The sequence below is a fragment of the Flavobacteriales bacterium genome (assembly GCA_016716605.1).
In the GTDB taxonomy this organism is placed as follows: Bacteria; Bacteroidota; Bacteroidia; order Flavobacteriales_F; family PHOS-HE28; genus PHOS-HE28.
Window position 1 is genome coordinate 1 of record JADJWA010000001.1, and the last position, 20,641, is coordinate 20,641.

Consider the following 20,641-nt stretch of genomic DNA (forward strand, 5'->3'; position numbering starts at 1 on the left):
TCGATGCGCACCAAACCACAGGTGGGCATGTTGGCCGGTCCTTCGCTCGCGAAGTATTCCACCACTTCCGTGAAGCCGGGGTTGTGCCCGAAGAGCATGACGCGATCGGCATCGTCGGGCAAGTTGGCCACTACACCCGCAATGCTGCGATCGCTGGCGTGATACAAGTTCGGATCGAGCCGGAATTGATCACCGCTTAGTCCGAGTTCCTTCGCGAAGAAGCGCGCGGTGGTCTGCGCACGATTGGCATCGCTGCTCACGATCAACTGCACCGGCTCGTTGCGCTGCTTGAAGAAACGCGCCATTGCCGGCGCATCGCGCAGGCCACGTTCGTTCAACGGACGCTCATGATCGCTCTGGCCCGGATCGGCCCATGAGCTCTTGGCGTGGCGGCAGAGGTAGAGGGTGCGCATGGGGGCTTGTGGTCAGAAGCGGGTCAAGGGTAACGAGATTGCTTCGCAAGATCGCCGTTGGCGATCATGCTCGCAATGACTCATTCAGCCAGAGAGCAGCCAGATGAAACCAACCGTATCATGAAGCACTCCGGCTGGCGGTCAGCCACGCATCGAAGACCACGCGCAAAGAGGCGTAGCTGCCTGCGATGATCGCCGGCAGCTCTTGGCGCGTGGCCCAGCGCGCCTGGTCGATGTCCTCTTCGTGCTGCGCGATGAGCGGCTCGAGCGAGGAGCCCTGCATGCGGAACCAATCCGTGCGCTTCAGCCAGGGGCGGCCCTTCTCGGTGTAGGTGTGCCAGGTGCTGGGCAAGGGCGATAGGATGCGCAGCTGCTTCAGCCCGCACTCCTCCTGCACTTCGCGCACGGCGGCTTCTTCGCTGCTCTCGCCTTTGTCGAGCTTGCCTTTGGGAAGGTCCCAGTGCCCGCGCCGATGGATCACGAGCAAGCGGCCGCTTTCATCCTGCACCGCACCGCCGGCCGCCACCACCGGCGCATGCATGCTGCTGAACGAGCGCCACGCATCGAAGCCGCTGGCGCTGAAGAGCAGCAGTCCCTTCACTTCGGCATGGCCCAAGGCGCCGACCGCGCGCTCCACCTCGGCATCGCGGCCGGCATTCACCAGCAGCCAATGCTCGCGCACGGCCTCGTCAGGCGCCGCTGTGGATATCTCCACCGGCTTCCCTCCTACCCACACCGCATACTTTCGCCGCATGGCATCACCGTTGGATCCGTCGCTGAAGGTGGCACAATTCCTTCTCCAGATCAAGGCCGTCAAACTTAGCCCCAAGAAGCCCTTCACCTGGGCCAGCGGCTGGAAGAGCCCGATCTACTGCGACAACCGCAAGATCCTCTCCTACCCGGCGGTGCGCACCTACATCCGCCAGCAATTCGTGCATGTGATCAACAGCGAGTTCGGCCGGCCCGACATGATCGCGGGCGTGGCCACCGGCGGCATCGCGCACGGCGCATTGGTGGCGCATGACCTCGGCCTGCCCTTCATCTACGTGCGCAGCGGCGCCAAGGACCACGGCATGAAGAATCAGGTGGAAGGCGACCTGACCGTGGGCCGCAGCGTGGTGGTGGTGGAAGACCTGGTGAGCACCGGCAAGAGCAGCCTCAACGCGGTGGACGCCCTGCGCGAGGCCGGCTGCGAAGTGAAGGGCATGGTGAGCATCTTCACCTACGGCTTCGATGAGGCCACGAAGGCCTTCGCGAAGGCCAAGGTGCCCTTGCACTCGCTCACCAACTACAGCGTGCTGGTTGACCAAGCCCTGCAAGACGAGTACATCACCGAGAAGGACCTGCTGCCGTTGAATGAGTGGAGGAAGGATCCGGCGGGGTGGGGCGTGGTGAAGGCGTGAGATAGCTCCATGCAGGTAATGGGACCGCTTCGCTAGCCCTCCTTCGTCGGGCTAGCTCGCGGTGACCGGTTTCAACACAAGACTCCAATGACAACTATCGAAAGCAAGAAAGTCACCATCGCGAAACCGGCAGCCGAGCTGCACGCCTTCCTGCAGGACATGAACAACTTCCAGCAGCTGCTGCCCACCAGCCGCATCAGCGATTGGCAAAGCGATGGCAAGAGCTGCTCCTTCAAGGTGCAGGGCGCCGCCACCATCGGCCTCGCGCTCGACGGCGGCGAAGCCCCCTCACTGGTGAAGATGAAGGCCACCGAGCGCAGCCCCTTCCCCTTCACGCTCGACGTGCACCTGAACGAAGCCAACGGCACCACCACGCTCCACCAGGTCTTCAACGCGGACCTCAATCCCTTCATCAAGATGATGGTGGAGAAGCCGCTCGGCAACCTCTTCGATCACATCGTGGAGAGGATGAAGGAGGTGCATGGGTAGGTAGAGGGAGCGCATCGAGGTATCACCCCGGCTCACGCGCCCAATGCACGAAGTGCCTCGTACACCAGGAATGCTGGCCACACCACGGCTTTGAGCAAGCCCAAGGCCCCCATCCAGAAACCCGTGGCGTGCGCGATGTAATAGATGGCCGCACCAACGAAGCCCAAGCCGTACACCGCGCCACTAGGCCCTTGCTGCTGTATCCGCTCTTTCATGGCTGCTGTTTGCTGGTGTGAACTTCGGCAGGGCGCCGCACCGCGCGACTGACGAATGTCAGGAGGGAGAGGGAGATGATGCGGACAAGATCCTGCTGAGCCGCTTCGAGGTGGTGAAGCGCGGCAGCCTCATCGGCTAGCTGAACCCGCCGAAGAACCTGGGTGCCTTCGTTACCAACCGCAGCGGCCGCGTAGCCCTGCAGTGGAAGCGCGAGGACGGTGCCGACATGCACCATGTGTTCATGAGCACCACGGCCGAGCCCTTCAACTGGCAGCTCATCGGCGCCACCAGCAAGAGCCGCTTCAATGCGGACAGCCTGGAGCCGGGCACCTTCTACTTCTTCGCCGTGAGCGCCCTGGGCACCGCTGGCGAGAGCAGCAAGAGCGAGCCCTGCCGCGCCATGGCCGCGTAAGGCGCCACTGCCCGCGCGACCTGCCTGCCGCGCAATACTGGACATACTCTCCGAAGGACATCCGCCCCGGCGCGCAAGCGTTGGGGCGGTGTCGTTTGGGGGGTACGTGGACGGCGAGGTGGCAATATGCACCAACGAGAAGGACCGCCCCATTCCGAGGCGGCCCTTCCAATGGCGTTTGTCCGAAATCACTCATCTACCAACGTGACTTGGAACGGTTTGTACTTGACTTTGAAGTACGCGCTTTCCTCGTTGTTCTCGCAAGGCAGGTCGTTGCCGCCGGTATCGCCATTCACGATCATCTGCTCAATGAAGCCTGAAGTAACAGCGATGGTCTCGGATCCGTGAGAGGGGTCCGGCCCTTCCATGTACTGCACATGGTAAGTGGTGTTGGCCGAAATCGTCGAAACCACTTTCCCGGGCGGCGCTGTGTAAAGCACGCTGGTCACCAGCACCCTTGCCCTGGTGTCATCGGGGTCGGTATCGGGCCGCGTCTCGTTGAATAGTACGTTCACCGAGGCTTCAACGCGCTTCCCGTCCGTCGATGGTGCAATGGTGATCGGACCAGACACATAGGGACCATTCCCACCGAAATCGCTGTCGCAGCCGGGCTCGAGCACCGGGCAGTACTCACGCCATTGGCCGCCCTCGATCTGCGTGGTCACCAAGGTGCCAGTCAATTCGCATTGACGCACGTTGTAATCGCTAACGGTCACGAAGTTGACGATGGCATTGTCACTGAGTCTGCGCACTGCCATCGCGATGGGCGCACCAGGCGATGAGTTGGGATTGAATTGCGCCCCACTGCCGATCATGCCGCCGATGTCGCCCGCAGCGATGTCCTGAAGCCCGCTGGTATTGCCTCCGATCATGAACACGCTGATCTGCCGGTCCTCCAGCGCATTCATCTGTGCGTTGTTGAAGTCGAACGTGCCACTGGCGGTGTAGGCGTTCCATGAAGCTTGGATGGCCTGCCTCACCTCTTGGGAACTTGAGGAGGATTCGATGGTGACGTAAGCGATCCGCCCGTATGTGATGGAGGAGATGTAGACGGGGCAGTGGTTCTGATCGATCATTTGTTCATGGCTGGGCAGGTGTCCCTGCCCGAACCAATCATCGGGTTCTGCTGGCACGTTCAGGTTCATTGTGTAGTAGGCTTGAACCAATTTCAACAGGAATCTCGACCGCTGCTGAACACTATTCCAGGAGAATTGACCGGCAATGCTGCCGCCCCAAAGCCCGAAATTGGCGCCCACTCCGAAACCAAGCTGCCGCTGCGCCTCTTCGCGCGCCTTCACCTCATGCGTATGCAGCATTACAGTGCTGGGCGTTCCACCGACAATGGCATTGCTGATGAGGCTGTTGTGCGCATCGGCGTATGCAGAGAGCCCCGGATTCGCCATCACCACCGATGCGGAGGCCGAGCCCGTGTTCAAGGAGCTCGTCACCGTGAGCGGCGCGCGCCCTTGGTAGTTCATGGGCGTCCATTCGCCGCTGGAGATCGATCCGCCGCGCAGGATGGAACCTACATACGCCACATCGCTAGGACCGAAGATGGAGGCCTCGTTGAACTGCGGGCCGAAGCGCATGGGCTGCACCTGGCATGTCCAGGTCTGTTGGTTCTCCTGCTCATCCTCTTCTGATGCACCACCTGTTGGCATCGGTGGATCCACAGGTGCGGGGAATTGCAAGCAGTTCGTTTGACCGGCGATCGCCGAATTGAAGGCTTCGCGCAAGGAGTCGTCGACATACTGGATGATGACCTCATCATCGGGCATCGGCCAATCTGGCCCGCCGTTCGGTTCCTTCTTGCACGCTGTTGCGGCGGCAACGGTGAGCAGGAGCGTTACTGATTTCTGGAAAGCGTGTTTCATGGTTAACGTGTGTTGGTTCTTGTGAGTGGAATGCTGAACCCGATGCGGGCCAGCGGTTGCGTGGTCAATCGGAAGGCGAAGGGGCGTTGATGGGTGTGCAATCCTTCCCCGAAGGGGTTATGATCCCCTTCCACGGTTGGCACTGTTCCCACCACGGCGAGAACGATCTCCGCGCATAGGCTCGCGTAGCGGATGGAGAAACCGGCTGCGGCCTGTGCTCCATTGTTCCGGACCCGGTATGTCCGTGACGGAGGTATGCCTTCCGCCGAGCGAGGACTCAAGCGGTAATCCCACACCTCTCGTTGGTAGCCGATGCGGGCAACGCCCTCCACCCGGATCCTGCGCTCACTCCGCAAGCGCTCTACTGAAGCGCGCCCGTTCCCCCACGCCGGACAAGCAATGGCGCCGGGCCTCCGTTTCCGTGGCCGCGCACCGAGCAATGGCTGATAGAGCCCCGCCGAATAAACCACGCCCTTGAGTTCCCGCTCCACCGCGTAGAGACCGGTGGCCCCTGTATTGAAGGCATAATGCCCCGCAACCGTGATGGCCAGCCTCCCCACGCGGAGGCCGCCTGCTGCGCCGCCCGTCTGATCGTTCCCGATACCGTTGGCATCGGCCGCGAGCAAGAGGCGTAACTGCGGAAACTCATGCGCCTGTGCGTTCGCTACCGTGGAGCCACTCCATATGAGTAGGAGCATGCCCATGGGAAAGCTGAGAATGACGGGTTTGAGCTTTGTTCTTGGTTTCATGGCCAGGTGTTATCGGGTTCATTCCTCGGTCAGTTCTTCCAATTCCCAGTACATGGCCAACAGAATGGAGGAAAGGATGTGCCTCATGGTGCTTGTGGAATTCCTCGCCTACTCGCTTGGGGCTTTTCGGCATCCGCCCGAACCGGGACCATCCACGGTTCAAGGGTTCATACCAGGCTAGCCGAAAGCGTTATCAAGCCGCCCGGCTACATTCGGGGCCATGCAACTGGTCCGATCCGATGCTGATCTGGTGAACGGGCTCCTGAGCGCCGATCAGGCCAGCCAGTCAAGAGCCGTGGACCAGGTGCTCGCCAAGATCAAGCCCGTCATCGTCGATCATGTGCGGGCGAACAGCGGGAGCCGGGAGGATGGACTGGCCATCGCCACGGATACAGTCGTCGAGCTTTGGAAAGCCGCAGCGGCGGGCAAGTACACGGTGCAGTCGAACGCACAGATGACCTCTTGGTGCTTCGGCACCGCGCGCAACCTGTGGCTGAAGGAGTTGCGACGCCGCCGGCGATTTGATAACGGTGGGCTGGGTACAGGGAATGAACCGGTGGAAACACACACACCGGAAGCTGAACTCATGGAATCGGAAGTGGACCCTCAGGAAACCGCCCGGCAGCAGAATGCTCTGCGCGCCTTCGACCGGCTTGGCGCCGACTGCCAGCAACTGTTCCGGATGGACGCCGATAAGAAGAAGCCCGAAGAGATCATGCTGGCCATGGGCTGGAAGGACCAGGACTACGTGCGCCTGAAGCGTTTCCGCTGCCGTAAGGCGTTCAACCAGTTCCACGAAGCGGAAAGGAATTCCATGGGTGCATACCATCAACCTGCGCGACCATGAACGAAGAGCAGGAGATCAAACGCAGCGAGCGGATCATCGCCTATGTGCAGGGGGCCATGAGTCCGGTGGAGCGCACCGCATTCGAGCATGAGATGGCCACGGACCCGGGTCTCCGGGCCGAGGTGGAGGCTGCGCAAGCCGTGACAGTGGCGTTGCGCAACGAACCGGAACTGCGTTTCCGCGAATTGGTCACGCGGGTATCAGCGGAACAGGAGCAGGCGAGCGGGAGCGGCACGGCGGCCCCAGTGATCCCGATAGGGCGCAAGCCGAATTGGGCCTGGATGGCAGCGGCAGCAAGCGTGCTGGTGCTCGTTGCCATTGGCATCGGCAACTACCTGCTGCCCACGGATCATGCTGAACTCGCCATGAACTACGTGGATCGGGCGCGGGGCGGTGTGCGCGGTCAAGTGCCAGCAGGCGTCATCGGCGAAGAGGCGCTGCTCGATAGCGCACTGGCCCTGTTGCAACAAAAGGAGGTGGAACGCGCGAAGTCGGTGCTTGGCACAGTTCCATTCACGACCACATGCACCGAGGCCCGCCGCGGGTTCGTGCTCGCGTTGGCGAACCTCATGCAAGACGACGAGGCCACCGCCCGCCAACTGCTCTTGCCTGTGACCTCAAGCGGGTGCAGCGAGAGCGCGCCCGCGAATGAGCTCTTGGAGGAATTGTGACAGGCGCTCAGGCCGCGCGACGCATGCGCCGCCGCCGGGCCGCGAGGGCCGCTATCACCGCGGCCAATCCGCCTCCGATCAACCAAGGCTGCACGGGCCTCCGCTTCTTCAACCGCACCGGCTCGTTGTCGCCGATCAGGATGAAGGCCGCCCATTTGCTCGGCGGCTCGCTCGGGTACTCCTTCCGGTACCACCGCTTCGCCTCGGCCAATGCATCGGCCTTGCCCATGCCCTCGGCCAGGTGCTCGTAGAATTTCACCATGATCTCCTTGGTGGCCAGGTCGTCCACCTTCCAGAGGGAGGAGACGATGTTGGGTACGCCGGCGACGCGGAACGCGCGGGCCAGGGAGAGCGTGCCCTCGCCAGCCAGCTCCTTGCCTATCCCCGTCTCACATGCGCTCAGCACCACCATATCCGCCCGGATGGGGAGGCTCTGGATCTCATACTCGTGGATCAGTGCTCCAGCGTTGGTCGTTCCGCGCTCAGCGCTGGGTTCCACGGTCGCACTGGAGAGAACGATGGCTGATCGCTCCGGATAGACAGGATCGCAGAAGGCATGCGTGGCGAAATGGAGCACATCGCCGGGCTGAGCCGCGCCCATGGCGACCTCATCGCTGCGGATCCCACCGCCCGTGATGCTGCGGCCTGAGAAGATCCTGAGCAAGCCTTCAACCTCGGCTGTGTTGTGGGCAAGCGGGACAATGGCGTCGCGGAATGCGCTGCGCAAGCTGCTTTGAACATCGGAAGGATCAACGCCGCGCGTGTCGATCGGTTCGAATTCCGGCGCGATGGCAAGCAACTCACCCACCGGCTCCGAACGCGATGGATCAGGTGAACTGACCAGCGCATACTCATAGTGCACAGTGGCCAGGTCCCCGAGCAAGGTTTGGTTGCCATCCGCAGCGGTCACGGGCAGTACCTCGAACGGCAGCTGCGCGAGTTGCGCCTCCGGAATGACCAGTAATTCTCTCGCGCCCTGCACGGGCAACGAACCCAGGAGCAGGTCTCCAGCGCGTTGAAGCGATTCCTGCTGCCAGCTGCCGGAGCGCCCAGACCGGAGGCTGTCACTCAACGCAGCCAGCATCGTCTTGTCTGTTGCCCTCAACGTCTTGGAGAGGAACAAGCTGGTATCCGGGAACACCGCCAGTACATGCAGGGATGTGTCTCCGAGCGCGTATGTGAGAACGCCGGTGCTCCTCCCGGCGAGCTCACGAGCACGAGCCAGCGCACCCACGGAGACCGGAGCGGTAAAAGAGGGTTGCGTTCTCTTGAGAAGCTCTTGAAGGGAATCGATGACCGAATTCAGGCGGTCGCGTTCATTCGCATCGAGACCGGGGCCGCTCTGGCGGCTGATGCGCTCCGCTCTGCGCTCCTGCAGTTCCCGCGCTGCAGCAACAGCGCGCGGATCGGATGCCGCGCAGAACTGCTGGAAACGACGAAGATCCAATGACCGCCGCTCGTCCATCACCTCGGCCAAATGCTCGAACGAGGTCAATCCTGCACGGTGCAGGGAACTGAGCAGATCGAGGTACTGGCTGTTCTGGACCAGGTTCTGGCCCAAGGCGCTCGCCACCCCCGCCGCATCCAATTCATCGAGATTGAGCATGGCCACACGTCGATTCTCCTCGTGCAGCTTAGCCGCGTACGTGCCGTACACGATTTTGCCTGTGCATCGATGCAATTCCTGAACAGCCGATGCTTCGTATGCGAGGCGGGCGAGAAGGCCGGTCGGATCCCCGCCTCCCGTATGGTCGAGCGGAAATTGCACTGTATCCAAAGTCAGCCAGGCCAAGGCGGTGCGCTCATCACAACTGGCCGCGGCAGCGTATGCGATCGTGGGTGCGATATACACATCATGAATCACTCCGTATGCCGGATGGTTGACCGGCATTGCCTCAATCGCGAACCGACAGCAACGGATCACCGAGTCCGCATCAAGCGGTTCACGCACCATCATCCTCGCTTTGTTCAACAAGGCCGAGCTGTGATCATAGCTCTTCGCACCGTATCCGAGCCGAGCGTTGAGGATGCTGATATCCATCCAGACCATGGCCGAATCGAAATCCCCGAACGCCATATACACTTGTCCGAGCAGGTTCGCGGATTCGTGCAGCAAAGCTGGATCGCCATGAGGTAGGCTCTTGTGCTCCTCGAGCGACCGCTGCCAGCATTCCTTGCAGATGGGCATCGCTTCCTCGAATGAACGTGCCATCACGTATGACATGCATAGCGTCATAGCCGACTTCCGCTTAAGCACTGGGTCATCGCCGTCCTGAGCTACTTCATATCCCATTCGCGATGCATAGAGGCTCTTGTCGAGGTCGCCGACGCTTCCGTAGATCTGACCTAAGCTCATGAGCGCAGGTCGATTCCCCTTCCGCCTCCACCAAGGGATCAGATCGCATATCCCTTCCATCTCGCGCAATCGGGCGAGGGCATGGTCGTACATGCCCATGTTCTGATAGCGCAATGCAGTTCGATTCATCATGCCCAGCGCACGCGCCGTATCCGCCTGAGGAAGCGTCATGCACTTCCACGCGCACATCGAACCCAACCGCACCGCAGCTGTATCCTCGTCCTCCTCGAACAGGGTCGTTGCCAACGCGAACATCGAGTCGAGCGCGATCGTGAAGGTGTCCGGATACGTCTGCCAGGCTGCATAAGGCGCTGCCGGATTCAATTCCGAACTGACCTGGTCATTGGCCGGTGCTCCTGCCTGATCCGCAGCCGGACCCTCTTCCTGCCCAGATTGCGAACACGACGCGCAAGCCACAAGGGCCGCAAGTACGACGACGCTGTGCCCGGAAAAGCCGGCTTCACTCCTTGATGAACTTCCCATGGGCTTGCCACTGCTTTGCTTGCAGCTTCACGAAGGAACTAAATGCAAGGAGAACCGCGGCGCACTGGTGCGCGCTTCCCCTTGTGCTGCAGATCCATGACTGTTCTGCCAACCCAATCCGGAAAGAGGCAACCAACGCCCGCCGCATCGGTCCTGTGCACAGCGCTGAAAGCGGAGTTGCGATCAAGCCGCCAATCGGGCCTTACTGCGCCGCCTTGCCCACAGGCCAGCACCCGCAAGGAGGGCTGCCCCTGCGGCCACCCACATCCACGGCTGCATCGATGCCCGCTGCTTCAAAAGCACTGGCTCATTATCGCCAATCAGAACAAAGGCTGCCCACTTGCTCGGGGGCTCATTGGGATAGGTCGTGCGGTACAACCGCTTAGCCTCGGCCAGAGCTTCGGCCTTGCCCATGCCCTCCGCAAGGTTGTCGTAAAAGGAAAGCATGATCTCCTTGGTGGCGGCATCGTCCACCTTCCACAGGCTGCTTACGATGTTGTCCACCCCGGCATAGCGGAAGGCGCGGGCCAATGACATCACCCCTTCGCCGGCCTGTTCGCGGCCCACGGCGGTCTCGCAGGCGCTGAGCACAGCCAGTTGGGCATTGAGCGGCATGGTCTGGATCTCCCAAGCGTGGAGCAGGGCATCGTTGGGGCGGCTGCTCCAACTGCGGTCGCTGCTTGCTGCCTCGTTGTTGCGTTGCGCGGCATCGCCGCTGATCACGATGGCCGAGCGCTCGGGGTCGTCCTGGTCGGCGAAGGCATGGGTGGCGAAGTGCAGCACGGCGGCGTTGCGCATGCCCTCCAGTACCTGCTCCTTGGCCAAGTGCGTGCCGGTGATCGTGCTTCCCTTGAAGCGCGTGGCCAAAGCATCCACTTCTTCGCGGTTGTGGACCAATGGGCCCAAGTTGGCGCGGAGGTTGGGCCGAGAGGCAAGCAAGTCGTTGAGGGCGATAAGATCCGTATCCGTAGCAAGTGGTGGGGGAGCGAACTCCGGGGCCAGGGCGAAAAGGGTGCCGGGTACGGCGCTCTTGTGCTTGCGGTCTATGAGATCGATGGAGTATTCGTATCGGATGGTGGTGAGATCGCCGAGGAGAGCGGTCGCTTCATTGTGATGTGGCACCTCGATCGCTTCAAAGGGTATGTGGCACAGGGTGCCATCCGGGATGATCAGCGTGCTTGATGTGCGGGGTACGGGGATCTTGCTGAAGATCAAAGCGCCGAGGCGAAGTGCTTTGTCCACACTTGATGCGGGGTTTGACAAGCCAGCTTGGAATGAGCTGATCAGCTCACGCTGCATCTCATCGAGATGCTGCCATGCCAATATGGTGGTGTCCGGAAATACGGCGAGTTGGAAAAGGACAGAATCGACCATGGAGAATGAGATCACACTTGTTCCATTCTCTGCCACTGCCCGCAACTTCTCGAAAGCAGTTCCCGACGTACGCTCCAGCGACGGAAGACGACCGCCGAAGAATGCCTCTTGCATGGAATCTATTCTGGCCTCCAAAGCACCCGGCGAAAGCGAATCGATGGATAGACCTGCATTTCGGGCTCTTATCAGGCGTTGGAGCCTATGGTAGTTGGAACCACCATTGGTTTCTGCAACGGCTGCATCCTGCATGAACTTGCGCAACTGAAGTGACTTCGCCTGATCCATCAACTCGGTCGCGAACGGGATGTCAATGGGCATGATGCCCTGCTCACTCAACAATGCCAGCAGGTACAGATATTGTTTCTTATGCTCACTTACTTGGGATGTCAGGCGAGGCATTCCGTCCAGATCCATATTCCGGTAGATCGCGTGGGCACCTCTGTCCACCTCTTCAAAGAAGCGCAACGCCATCCTTGCGGCTCCAGGATCCCCCGTATGCTTGAAGATCTCCTGATGGATACCCGCTTCATAGCCATACAGACCGAGCATGGTCATTGGGTCTCCCTGTTGCTGCCAATCAATGGCGATGGAAGATGTATCCAATCGGTCATACCCATGCAGTTCATCCAGTCTGCCAGCATGTGCCAGAGTCCAGCCGATCATGGGGTCAATGTTGTAGCGCTTGATCATGGCTTGAGCCGGATGTTCTTCCGGTAGTAGAGTTTCACCAAGGCGCAGATAGTGCAATACCGAATCCACTTGTACTGGATCACGCAGGAAGCTGATACCCTTGTTCAGGATGGCTGTTGCATAGTTGAAGCTCGGAATGCCGAAGCGATTCCCTGCGGCAAGGATCCCCAAGTTGAAATACTTGCTGGCAACATCGAAATCTTCCTGTGCATTGCTTACCTGGGCCAAGCTCATGCAGATGCGATATTGCCAGTAGTACCTTTCTTGTTCCTCGATCTCAGCCATCTTCAGTAGGTCTAGTGCCCGAGTTCCAGTCCGGATCGCGCGATCATATTGGCCTGATGAGAATTCAATGTCCAGCAGCGCATCCAAGGACTGAATTAGACCGATGGGTTCGGCCAATACTTCTGCGATCCTAGCGGCCCGACCGGCGGCTTTGAGTGCTTGGTCGAGTTGATACAGATTCCTATGGTTTGTTGCCGCGAGGGACCATATCGCAACATGGATCGATGCCGCTTCACTGGGTCTCCAGCTATCAAGGAGTGCATTTACGCTTTGGTGGGCAACGAGGGCACCATCAATGTCCCTTGCTTCGCGCAACTCATCAGCCAAGGTTACCAGGGAAAGTAGCGCCGTAGCTGTATCGGGCAAGGGCAGCTTCAACGCTGAATCCACCACCTGCCAGGCCAACTGGGCACCTGCTTCGATGCTGTCCGCGTTCAAGAGGGCTACCGCCTTTACATGCATCGCCTTTATCCTACCCAGCCCAGCGGTATCCTGCTGCACTGAGGAGGCAATCTCTTGAATACTGTAAGCGGATCGCTCCTCATCCGCCTGCGTGTCCGTAGCTACATCTGGTCGGTCAATGCTTGCACAAGCCGAAAACAAAATACCGAAGATCGAGTGCCACGTGATCCTCCTCAAGAATGTGGGATGGTCCATGTCTTGGCAAGTGTGGTAAAGGTTGAACGACCTGCTGCATGTCGAGATGGACTTGCCATACAACCCGATCGTGCAAGCTAAGTAACATGACTATCAATCGATCGACCATGGTACACTTGATGTGGTACGGATGGAGTGCCGTGCTTCCCGGGCATTGAGCAAGTCGCCTCCCCCTCACCACCCCGGCACCATCCGCCACGTCCTGTTCTTCATCTCCCGGTACGCCTCGCCGAAGGCCGCCTCCAGGGTGCGCTCCTCGGTAGCGATGCGGCGCGTGTACACCCAGAACATGCCAGGCCCCATGATCAGCAGACCGGCCCAGCTGTGGAAGAGCAGGGCCACGCCCACGAACACCAGCCAGGCTCCGGTATAGCTTGGGTGGCGCAACAGTCGGTACGGGCCGCTGGTGATCAGCTGTTGTCCTTCCTTGATGCGCACTGTGGCGCTGAAGGCACGGTCCAGCGTACGGATGCTCCAGTAACGCAGGATCATCCCAGTGAGCATGACAGCGCTTCCGCCGATGGCCAGCGGGGTGAATGTTTGTGACGCTTCGCGAACGTAGGCCCACTCCAACAGGCAGGCCACCTGGCCCAAGGCGCTCACGCCGAGGATCAGCCACAGCGTATTGCAATCGGTGTTGCGATGTTCCTGGGTCTCCTTGGCATCGATCACTGGTTGGGTGGCTAGGAGCAGCGTACACAATGTGGCGGCGAAGAGTACAGGCCAACTCAGTAGCAGCGTAGGCGCTCCCAGTAGGGGCACCAAGTAGAGCAGGGACAAGAGGAGCAGGATGGAAGGGAGCTTGCGCATGGCGGTGGTTTAGTGGTTGATTCCCGCGCTTTGCTAACCGTTATCAGTTATTGCGGCTCACTGCACCACGATGCGCTGTTGAATCCGCTTCCCATCGCCCTCCAGCACTAAGAGGTACGTGCTCAAAGCTGCTTGCGCGAGATCCAGCACGAAGGGCTCTCCTGACGGTGTAACGGGAAGACGTTGCACATGTACCGTGCGACCCATCATGTCGAGTACACGCAAGGTTTGGAAGCGGTCGCCAGGCCCGGATATCAGCACGTTGAAGTGGCCATCACCGGGGTTGGGGAAGATGGTAAAGCCGCGATGGTCCGCATCTTCTTCTATACTGGTGATGATGGCTTGGAAGGGCTCGGAGATGGCGGAGCAACCATTGGCATCCGTCACCACTACTTGGTAGCTACCGCCGGTCGTGATCTCCAGCGCGGCTCCGTCCTCACCGGGGAGCACCGTGCCGTTTAGCGTCCATACATGTTCCGAGCCGGGCGGATCGCACGTGAGTGTGGTGCCGTTCTGAGTGATGCTCGGCGTTGGGGGCAGCGGAAGTACCGTGATGCTCTCACTGGCACTGACCACACATCCCTCCAAGTCGGTGTAGGTAACGATTACGTCAAGGTCCACGTCGGGTGCATAGCTCTGTGTGCTGCCGCTCGCGCCGCCAGGGTTCCAGAGAAGATCGCCACCGGGCGGTGTGGGGGTCGCGGACAAGTTGACTGTGTCCCCGAGGCAAACGGCGTTCTGGTCCGAGGTCAAATTCAATGTGGGAGCGGGACAGGCCAGCTTGACAAGGAGGCCGTCATCCGTGAGCCCACCATCCCCATGGACTTCTTGAAAGCTGCCTGGCGTGGCGATGCCTGTGGAGGTAGTCGTTCCGGAGATCAGGAGGTTCCCGAATACGTCCACAGCGATCCCTAGTCCACGGTCATCGCCGCTGCCACCGTAGTACGTGCCCCAATCCAATTGACCAGCTGGCGTGAACCGCGCAACCACCATATCGTCGCCACCCGCATTGTTGGATTGTACCGCTCCGAGTGTTGCGATGCTTGTGGTGGACATGGACGATCCGCACAGCATTGGGCGATGGAAATTGTCCAGTGTGATTACCCGCGCTAGATCGTCAGCTGGTCCTCCGTAGTAAGTTCCCCAGAGCCGGTTTCCATCCGTATCGAAGCGCGCCAGGAATAGGTCATTTCCTCCGCCACGCGAACTTTGGTATGAACCGGGTGTGGAAATGTTGTTGTCCGATTCCGTGTAGCCCTGCATGTAGATCGATCCATCTTGGCTCACAATACACGGCCTGCCGATGTCATGCGCCGATCCCCCATAGTAGGTGCCCCATAGCCGGTTGCCATCAAGGTCGAATTTGGCAAGGAAGCCATCGTTGATGCCGCCTCCGAATGAAGGCTGATGGGAGCCTGGCGTGGCAATGCTATCGGAGGAACCAGTCCAACCGGAAACGAAGACATGACCGGAAGGATGGTATGATACACCATGCATGTGGTCTGTTTCGTCACCTCCATAGTATGTACACCAAATGAGTTGTCCTAACGGAGTGAACTTGGCAAGGAAAGCATCCTGCACACTGTTCAGTGTTGTCTGGTGTGCACCAACGGTTGCCATTGCGGAATCGGAGCGTGTGTAGCCACTCACGTACACATTTCCATCCGGGTCGGTCTCGCAGTTGAAGCCGCTGTCATCCGCAGATCCGCCGAGGTAAGTGGCCCAGAGCAGCGCTCCGTTCTGATCGAACTTGGCGATGAGCACATCGTCTTGCCCACCCAATACTGTTTGATGCGTTCCGGGTGTGGCGATGTTATTCGGGGAATTGGTCTGGCCTGCGAAATAGATCGCACCAGAGGCATCCATGGCACCATACCAAGCCTCCTCCATCCCGATTCCGCCGAAGAAGGTTGCCCAAAGACGGTTCCCTTCGGCATCGAATTTCACCAGGAAGGTATCCGTGTCCCCACCACCGAAGAGTTCCTGGTGGACACCGGTGGTGGCGATGTTGGCGATGTCCTCCATCCAACCGTTCTGATAGATATTACCCTGGGCATCGGTGAGTACGTTCCGAGCTTGCACATTGCCGGCCCCACCGAAATACGTCGCCCAATCCAGCACCGGCGGGTCGATGAGCAAGGGTGCGGCGGGGTCGGCGCCCTGCACGGAAATGCTCACCACATCGTCCTCAATGAGCCAACTGGCTTCAACAGGCCTGCCATGCTGGAGCACTTGCAGTGGACCTTCAGTGATGGTGCCCGCCGGGCTGCGCAAGTGCAGGTATCGGCCATCGCTATCCACCGTCGCCCCGCGCACACGAAAGCGGATGTTGCCGACTGACGAGGCTCGCAATAGGTGCCAGTCAATCTCCATGGCGCCCTCGCTGCCATGTACAAGAAGATCCACATCGGGCCAGAGCTCGTGCAGCGTCACCGCACCATGGCGCGGCACGTCCAATGCAGGACTGCCTCCGGTCTTAATGTTGTAATAGTTGTTGCGGTCCGAAGCGGTACTCGCGGTTGTGATGCGTGCGGGCATACTGGCATCCAGCCAGTCCACATCGATGCGGGTGATCAGGTGATCGTTCACCACCAGGTCCTCATTGGGGTCCGGTCCGTGGCCTTCGAAGAGCACACGGCTGCCAGTCTTCTCGAAGAACTGGTAGCTGATGCCGTCCTCGCGTAGGTGCATCACCTTACCCTTTGCGGTGCTGGTGAAGAGGACATCGGGTCTGGGGTAGTTGTGCTGGTCGCGCACCTGGCCACGGTTCTCCTCCAGTGTGATGCCTTGGGACTTGGAGAAGTTAGTGGGCTGGCCGGAATATGCTTGCAAGCCTATGCTGGCGGTGAAAGCCAAGGTTGAGGTTAGGAGGAGGTTGCGCATGGTTCCAAGGGAGTTGGGGAAGATTGAATGTAGGCCATTTCTGCGAGGGGCGATCGGGTGTCCGACTCGATTGAGAACATGTTCGAAGCGGTGAACCTGAGGTGCAGGGGCGTCTGGGCTTATCGAAGGTGTTCGAAGCTATGGGTGCTCCGGCGCAGTGTGATGGGCATCTGCGCTCCTAGATGGAAGTGGCACATCGGAACGTGAACTGGTCTATTGCCGAAGTGGAGAATCCATGGAACAGGGGCCTCCACGCCGAAATTGTCTGCTTCAAACGCGGACGGTTTGGTCACCATTGATCACTCCTTCACTACCCGGCTGGTGAAGCGCCTTCCTTCGGCATCGATCATCTGGAGCAGGTAGATGCCTTTGGGGTGGTCGATCATGAACTCGATCGGTGCCTCGTTCCCACCTCCGGTCAAGCGGTGCTCCTCGATCAGTCTTCCGGTCATGTCCATGAGCAGGAGTTGTTTGGGGCGGATGTCAGGGGGAAGCTGAAGGAGAACGTTTCCGGTGGTGGGGTTCGGGAATACCCGAAGTGGGTCAGCGGTATGTTCCTCCTCGATCCCCACGTTCGTCGTCACGTTCACTTTGAAGGTGGTCCAGGATACGTCGTTGGCGGAACGGTCGTCGGTGCTGTAGCTGGAGCCATTCCGCGAGATCTTCACCCCGATGTAGTAGCTGCCTGGTGGCACGCCGACCGTATTGAGCGTGTAGCTGTTCACGGAGCGCGATATCGCGGCCATGTTGCCCAGGCTGTGCATGGCCACAAGGTGGTCGCTTGAACCGAGACTGCGGTCTGTGGATAGGTAGAACCGCAAGCGCACGTTGTTCTGCTGTGTGGTGGAATTGTTCTCGGCAGTGATTCGATGAATCGTGATCTGACCACCGGAAGAAACCATGGTGGGGCTGGCATAGCTGTTCTGCAGCCCGGATCCGCTCAGTGCTCGATAGGTTTCCGCACCAAGGTCCGTAACCACATTCACCGTGGCCTGATCCGCATACTTGTTCCTGATCACTTGGGCATCCTTGGCGTGGAGTTCGCGGGCATTCTCCCATACCGCTCCACCGTAGTATCCGTGCATCACAGAAGGCTGTCCGTAGTCGTACGACTCCGGATAGTTGGCCCCGACCTGATAGCCCCATGCATGCCCGGTCTCGTGCATGATGATGCTGCGATAATCGACGATGTTGGACTGAGCTGCGGTATTCCAATCAGTGGTCCAGGAATAGGCAGGATTGAAGGCAATATCGGCCTCTTTGATCCGGCTGCACGCCGTTCCGTTCACTGAATAGGTGATGCAAACGCCAAGGGCGGATGCCCCCCAAGTATATCCGTAGGCTTGATCGAGGGTACTGCTGCTTTGCCAACCCAGGATCTCGTTCTTGCCATTGTTCGCCCCCCATGTGCCGTTGGACGACCCCGGCGTGTTTGTGAAGATGTTGATGTGCTTATCGTAGATGTCCCGGGCATAAAGATCAAGGACGGCCCAGTTCGCAAAGCCAGGGACATCATCGTTCTTCTTTATCGAGATGTACACGTCCTGGTACTTGCAAGCCCCCAAGGCTTTGGGGTCACCGGCTGCCTCCTTGCCCTCCTGATGGTCCCCAGATCTTTCAAAAGTCAAGGCGGGCATGGGCTCTGTGTTGTTTGTCCAGTCGAGCAATGAAGGCCGGTCGAAGTGATGCTCCTGGATAGTCCGGGTCAACTCGCCGAGCGGCATGAATTCGCCTTCGTACAGGTGCATGTCGTCGCTTAGGTCGCTGTCGAGGCCATCGTCCTCGCCATGGCTGCATGTACCGTGTTCATGTGTGCCGGGGTCTATCAGGCAGCGGGACATGATCAGGGTGTTCCCGTCGATGCCGAGCACGGCATGACCACCGGTGTTGACCGCATAGGTCGTACCTCCATCGGGGGTGGTCCTGATGATGAACTGTCCCTGGCTGGCTCCCACGATGGGCGTCATGTAGCGGGTGCCATCGTTGAGCAGGAAGAGCAGGTAGCGCTCGCCCGCAGTGAACGTGGGCATGCCGCAGAAATGCAGGTTGATGCCGTCGGCGGAACCACCGAGATAGTGCAGCTCCAATTGCCCGTTCCGTGGAGCGGTGCCGGGCACATTCTCGCGGATGGTCTCCACGGCATCGAACCAAGCCACCGTCCCCACGATACCAGGGCGAGCGGGGTCGGCCTGCGCGCGGACATCCGTGCAGGTGGCGGTGACGATCACGTGTGCATTAGAGACCAGCCCGTGCAGGTCCATGTGCATTTCCATGGCCATCGAGGTGCCGATGGTAGTGGCTGAAAGAATGGCTTTAGTCAGGTAGCGTTTCATGTCAGTGGTTGTTGGTTGGGTCCAAGCTTCATTCCTCGGATTGCACGAGCGTTATCATGCGCGTTAGGGTCCACATTCAACAAGCAATGCTGACGTTGATGCCGAATTACCTGAATGGTTATCGGTGCGATGAAACTATCCGGTGCATCGTTAGCCCAGTGTGTTGTCTGACCACCGGCGATCACTCGGAGCGAATCGTCTATTTCGTGGTGCCAACGGAGCCCAACACGCCGATCAGTGATGCCCATGCGCTTCGGCTGACTGGTGCCGCCTGTCCGTTCAGGAGAACACGGTCTCGCCCCTTCAAACCCTTGGCATGGTGCAGCGCAACAATGCAACTCCGGTGCGTACGCATGAAGACCCGGTCAGCAATTCGCTGACCGCACGCCAGTCGAACTTCCAGATCGCTAAGGCTGTGCATGAGCACGGCATTGCTGCCGTTGGTGTAATGCAGTCGGCTGTACTTATCCTCAGCATCGATACGCAGGATGCTGTCCAGTTCAATGAAGACCGGCCCGTAGGCGCTCTTCAGGATCAGTGGGAAGCGGGGTTCCAATGTCGTTTGGTGTTGGTAGGTTCAAGAGCATGGACAGTATTCCGGTAGCGTTATCATGCCGCCTTCAATGCCACCACCGCCTCCAGCCCGACTTCTTGCAGCTCCACCCGGTTGGCCCTGAGCAGTTCGCTGTAGTGGCCTTCCAGCAGACAGCCAGGACGCATGGCCTCACCCCGCTCGTAGCGCTCAAGTCCATCGGCGATGCGGAAGCCCATGCGCTTCCAGAAGGGGGCGTGCGGCTGGTCGCAGGTGAACAGGCAGTGGTCGATGCCGTAGCGGTGGGCAGCGGCGATGATGCCGAGCACGAATTGCCGGGTGGTGGCCAGTCCGCGCAAGTGGGGCGCCAGGCAAAGGCGGCTCACCTCGCGAAAGGGACGTCCATTGCGCGTGGCCTCATCGAGCTTGGTGCGCAGCCTGTTGGCCGTCTCTTCGTTGATGCCGAACTTGAACAGGTGCAGCGGGTGGCGGCCGAGGATGGGCTCCAACAGCCGCACGCATCCCACCAGATCATCGCCCTCGTACCAACCCAGATGCAGGGCACTGCCATCGAACTCGTCGATATCCGTGCCGGAGCGGTCGTTCAGGAATCTGCTTTGTACGCTGTCGGCGTAGATGTCATAGCGGAAGCGGTGGTAGGTCTGCCGGTCGGCGCGTGAGCTGATGGGACGGAAGGTGGGCATGGCTGGTCGTTGATTTGGTGGTCCTGCGGTTGGGTCCGTCAATGGCTGCAGCCACGATTCACCGTCTGGCACGCGGCGATGTTGAAGGAACTCGCGCTGCATCCCGACCCGCCGCTGATGCCAACGAACTGCAAGGACCAGCTGCCAGGGGCCAGTTCGATGCTCCGGGTCTCGCCGGGGTCGAGCGAGCCGTAGTTCGTGCCGCTGATCATGATCCGCTGGACCGTGTTGGTGGATGAATTGGTGCAGCGCAGCGTGCCCGTGGTGCAGCTCGGGCTGCTGTTCGGACTCACCGCATCATCCTTCTCGCAGGAGGACAGCGTGACGAGTGCGACAGCGAGGATCGGAAGAAGTCCAGTTTTCATTTTCCGTTGTATTGCGCCTACTCATCTGATTCGGGCTTTTCGGCTTCCGCCCGGTACCGATCGCTTCGGTTACAGCAGTTGATACCCTGACCGCA

The 20,641-nt window shown here is 59.8% G+C and carries 19 protein-coding genes; 5 read left to right on the top strand and 14 right to left on the bottom strand.

Features of this window, described 5'->3' with window-relative positions; all coding sequences use genetic code 11:
- Positions 1-413: histidine phosphatase family protein (locus tag IPM12_00005; protein MBK9146180.1), on the bottom strand; the 413-nt coding region annotated here is incomplete at its 3' end.
- Between the two features lie 118 nt (positions 414-531).
- A complete protein-coding gene (locus IPM12_00010; protein MBK9146181.1) occupies positions 532-1,167 on the bottom strand; it encodes an NUDIX domain-containing protein in 636 nt (211 codons plus the stop codon).
- On the opposite strand from IPM12_00010, the gene IPM12_00015 reads away from it, so the two are divergent.
- Positions 1,166-1,816: an orotate phosphoribosyltransferase gene (locus IPM12_00015; GenBank protein MBK9146182.1), complete on the top strand. Its 651-nt coding sequence runs from the start codon at positions 1,166-1,168 to the stop codon at positions 1,814-1,816. The two genes, IPM12_00010 and IPM12_00015, sit on opposite strands and share 2 nt — an antisense overlap.
- 87 nt (positions 1,817-1,903) lie before the next feature.
- A complete protein-coding gene (locus IPM12_00020; GenBank protein MBK9146183.1) occupies positions 1,904-2,305 on the top strand; it encodes an SRPBCC family protein in 402 nt (133 codons plus the stop codon).
- A 32-nt stretch (positions 2,306-2,337) separates the two neighbouring features.
- On the opposite strand, the gene IPM12_00025 is transcribed toward IPM12_00020, so the two are convergent.
- The gene (locus tag IPM12_00025; GenBank protein ID MBK9146184.1) at positions 2,338-2,520 is read right to left on the bottom strand and encodes a hypothetical protein; all 183 of its coding nucleotides are present in this window, start codon (positions 2,518-2,520) and stop codon (positions 2,338-2,340) included.
- Positions 2,517-2,756 carry a hypothetical protein gene (locus IPM12_00030; protein ID MBK9146185.1) on the bottom strand — a complete coding sequence of 80 codons (240 nt, stop codon included), beginning with the start codon at positions 2,754-2,756 and terminating at the stop codon, positions 2,517-2,519. Before IPM12_00030 ends, IPM12_00025 begins: the two co-directional genes overlap by 4 nt.
- Before the next feature lie 6 nt (positions 2,757-2,762).
- Here IPM12_00030 and IPM12_00035 point away from each other — a divergent pair, with 6 nt between their 5' ends.
- A complete protein-coding gene (locus tag IPM12_00035; protein MBK9146186.1) occupies positions 2,763-2,933 on the top strand; it encodes a fibronectin type III domain-containing protein in 171 nt (56 codons plus the stop codon).
- A gap of 188 nt (positions 2,934-3,121) precedes the next feature.
- On the opposite strand, the gene IPM12_00040 is transcribed toward IPM12_00035, so the two are convergent.
- Both IPM12_00040 and IPM12_00045 read right to left on the bottom strand, forming a co-directional pair.
- Positions 3,122-4,807, bottom strand: coding sequence for a thiol-activated cytolysin family protein (locus IPM12_00040; protein ID MBK9146187.1), 1,686 nt, complete (start codon positions 4,805-4,807; stop codon positions 3,122-3,124).
- 2 nt (positions 4,808-4,809) lie between these two features.
- Entirely contained in the window at positions 4,810-5,505 is a 696-nt protein-coding gene (locus IPM12_00045) for a hypothetical protein (protein MBK9146188.1), read from the bottom strand.
- A 346-nt stretch (positions 5,506-5,851) separates the two neighbouring features.
- Between IPM12_00045 and IPM12_00050 the strand changes: the two genes are divergently transcribed.
- Both IPM12_00050 and IPM12_00055 read left to right on the top strand, forming a co-directional pair.
- A complete protein-coding gene (locus tag IPM12_00050) occupies positions 5,852-6,403 on the top strand; it encodes a sigma-70 family RNA polymerase sigma factor (protein MBK9146189.1) in 552 nt (183 codons plus the stop codon).
- Positions 6,400-7,074 (top strand): hypothetical protein, encoded by a 675-nt coding sequence (locus IPM12_00055; GenBank protein ID MBK9146190.1) that lies wholly within the window; start codon positions 6,400-6,402, stop codon positions 7,072-7,074. The genes IPM12_00050 and IPM12_00055 overlap by 4 nt, the downstream gene beginning before the upstream one ends.
- A 7-nt stretch (positions 7,075-7,081) precedes the next feature.
- Here the strand turns inward: IPM12_00055 and IPM12_00060 are convergent, their stop codons facing one another.
- The 8 genes from IPM12_00060 to IPM12_00095 all read right to left on the bottom strand — a co-directional run bounded on the left by IPM12_00060 (position 7,082) and on the right by IPM12_00095 (position 20,546).
- Positions 7,082-9,754: a CHAT domain-containing protein gene (locus IPM12_00060; protein ID MBK9146191.1), complete on the bottom strand. Its 2,673-nt coding sequence runs from the start codon at positions 9,752-9,754 to the stop codon at positions 7,082-7,084.
- 342 nt (positions 9,755-10,096) lie between these two features.
- A complete protein-coding gene (locus IPM12_00065; GenBank protein ID MBK9146192.1) occupies positions 10,097-12,919 on the bottom strand; it encodes a CHAT domain-containing protein in 2,823 nt (940 codons plus the stop codon).
- A 174-nt stretch (positions 12,920-13,093) separates the two neighbouring features.
- A complete protein-coding gene (locus IPM12_00070) occupies positions 13,094-13,729 on the bottom strand; it encodes an isoprenylcysteine carboxylmethyltransferase family protein (GenBank protein MBK9146193.1) in 636 nt (211 codons plus the stop codon).
- A gap of 57 nt (positions 13,730-13,786) precedes the next feature.
- The gene (locus IPM12_00075; GenBank protein ID MBK9146194.1) at positions 13,787-16,612 is read right to left on the bottom strand and encodes a hypothetical protein; all 2,826 of its coding nucleotides are present in this window, start codon (positions 16,610-16,612) and stop codon (positions 13,787-13,789) included.
- Positions 16,613-16,911: 299 nt separating this feature from the next.
- The gene (locus IPM12_00080) at positions 16,912-18,945 is read right to left on the bottom strand and encodes a T9SS type A sorting domain-containing protein (GenBank protein ID MBK9146195.1); all 2,034 of its coding nucleotides are present in this window, start codon (positions 18,943-18,945) and stop codon (positions 16,912-16,914) included.
- A gap of 199 nt (positions 18,946-19,144) precedes the next feature.
- Complete coding sequence (locus IPM12_00085) at positions 19,145-19,501, bottom strand: LytTR family transcriptional regulator (GenBank protein ID MBK9146196.1); 357 nt, start codon at positions 19,499-19,501, stop codon at positions 19,145-19,147.
- 53 nt (positions 19,502-19,554) lie between these two features.
- Positions 19,555-20,181, bottom strand: a complete 627-nt coding sequence (locus tag IPM12_00090; GenBank protein ID MBK9146197.1) for a GNAT family N-acetyltransferase — start codon at positions 20,179-20,181, stop codon at positions 19,555-19,557.
- A 38-nt stretch (positions 20,182-20,219) separates the two neighbouring features.
- Positions 20,220-20,546, bottom strand: a complete 327-nt coding sequence (locus IPM12_00095) for a hypothetical protein (GenBank protein ID MBK9146198.1) — start codon at positions 20,544-20,546, stop codon at positions 20,220-20,222.
- Positions 20,547-20,641 lie beyond the last annotated feature (95 nt).

Coding starts and splice junctions, on each gene's coding strand:
- IPM12_00025 (MBK9146184.1), bottom strand. CDS start 2,520: ATGAAAGAGCGGATACAGCAGCAAGGGCCTAGTGGCGCGGTGTACGGC.
- IPM12_00075 (MBK9146194.1), bottom strand. CDS start 16,612: ATGCGCAACCTCCTCCTAACCTCAACCTTGGCTTTCACCGCCAGCATA.
- IPM12_00070 (MBK9146193.1), bottom strand. CDS start 13,729: ATGCGCAAGCTCCCTTCCATCCTGCTCCTCTTGTCCCTGCTCTACTTG.
- IPM12_00065 (MBK9146192.1), bottom strand. CDS start 12,919: ATGGACCATCCCACATTCTTGAGGAGGATCACGTGGCACTCGATCTTC.
- IPM12_00015 (MBK9146182.1), top strand. CDS start 1,166: ATGGCATCACCGTTGGATCCGTCGCTGAAGGTGGCACAATTCCTTCTC.
- IPM12_00095 (MBK9146198.1), bottom strand. CDS start 20,546: ATGAAAACTGGACTTCTTCCGATCCTCGCTGTCGCACTCGTCACGCTG.
- IPM12_00055 (MBK9146190.1), top strand. CDS start 6,400: ATGAACGAAGAGCAGGAGATCAAACGCAGCGAGCGGATCATCGCCTAT.
- IPM12_00080 (MBK9146195.1), bottom strand. CDS start 18,945: ATGAAACGCTACCTGACTAAAGCCATTCTTTCAGCCACTACCATCGGC.
- IPM12_00030 (MBK9146185.1), bottom strand. CDS start 2,756: ATGGTGCATGTCGGCACCGTCCTCGCGCTTCCACTGCAGGGCTACGCG.
- IPM12_00040 (MBK9146187.1), bottom strand. CDS start 4,807: ATGAAACACGCTTTCCAGAAATCAGTAACGCTCCTGCTCACCGTTGCC.
- IPM12_00035 (MBK9146186.1), top strand. CDS start 2,763: ATGAGCACCACGGCCGAGCCCTTCAACTGGCAGCTCATCGGCGCCACC.
- IPM12_00090 (MBK9146197.1), bottom strand. CDS start 20,181: ATGCCCACCTTCCGTCCCATCAGCTCACGCGCCGACCGGCAGACCTAC.
- IPM12_00010 (MBK9146181.1), bottom strand. CDS start 1,167: ATGCGGCGAAAGTATGCGGTGTGGGTAGGAGGGAAGCCGGTGGAGATA.
- IPM12_00020 (MBK9146183.1), top strand. CDS start 1,904: ATGACAACTATCGAAAGCAAGAAAGTCACCATCGCGAAACCGGCAGCC.
- IPM12_00045 (MBK9146188.1), bottom strand. CDS start 5,505: ATGCTCCTACTCATATGGAGTGGCTCCACGGTAGCGAACGCACAGGCG.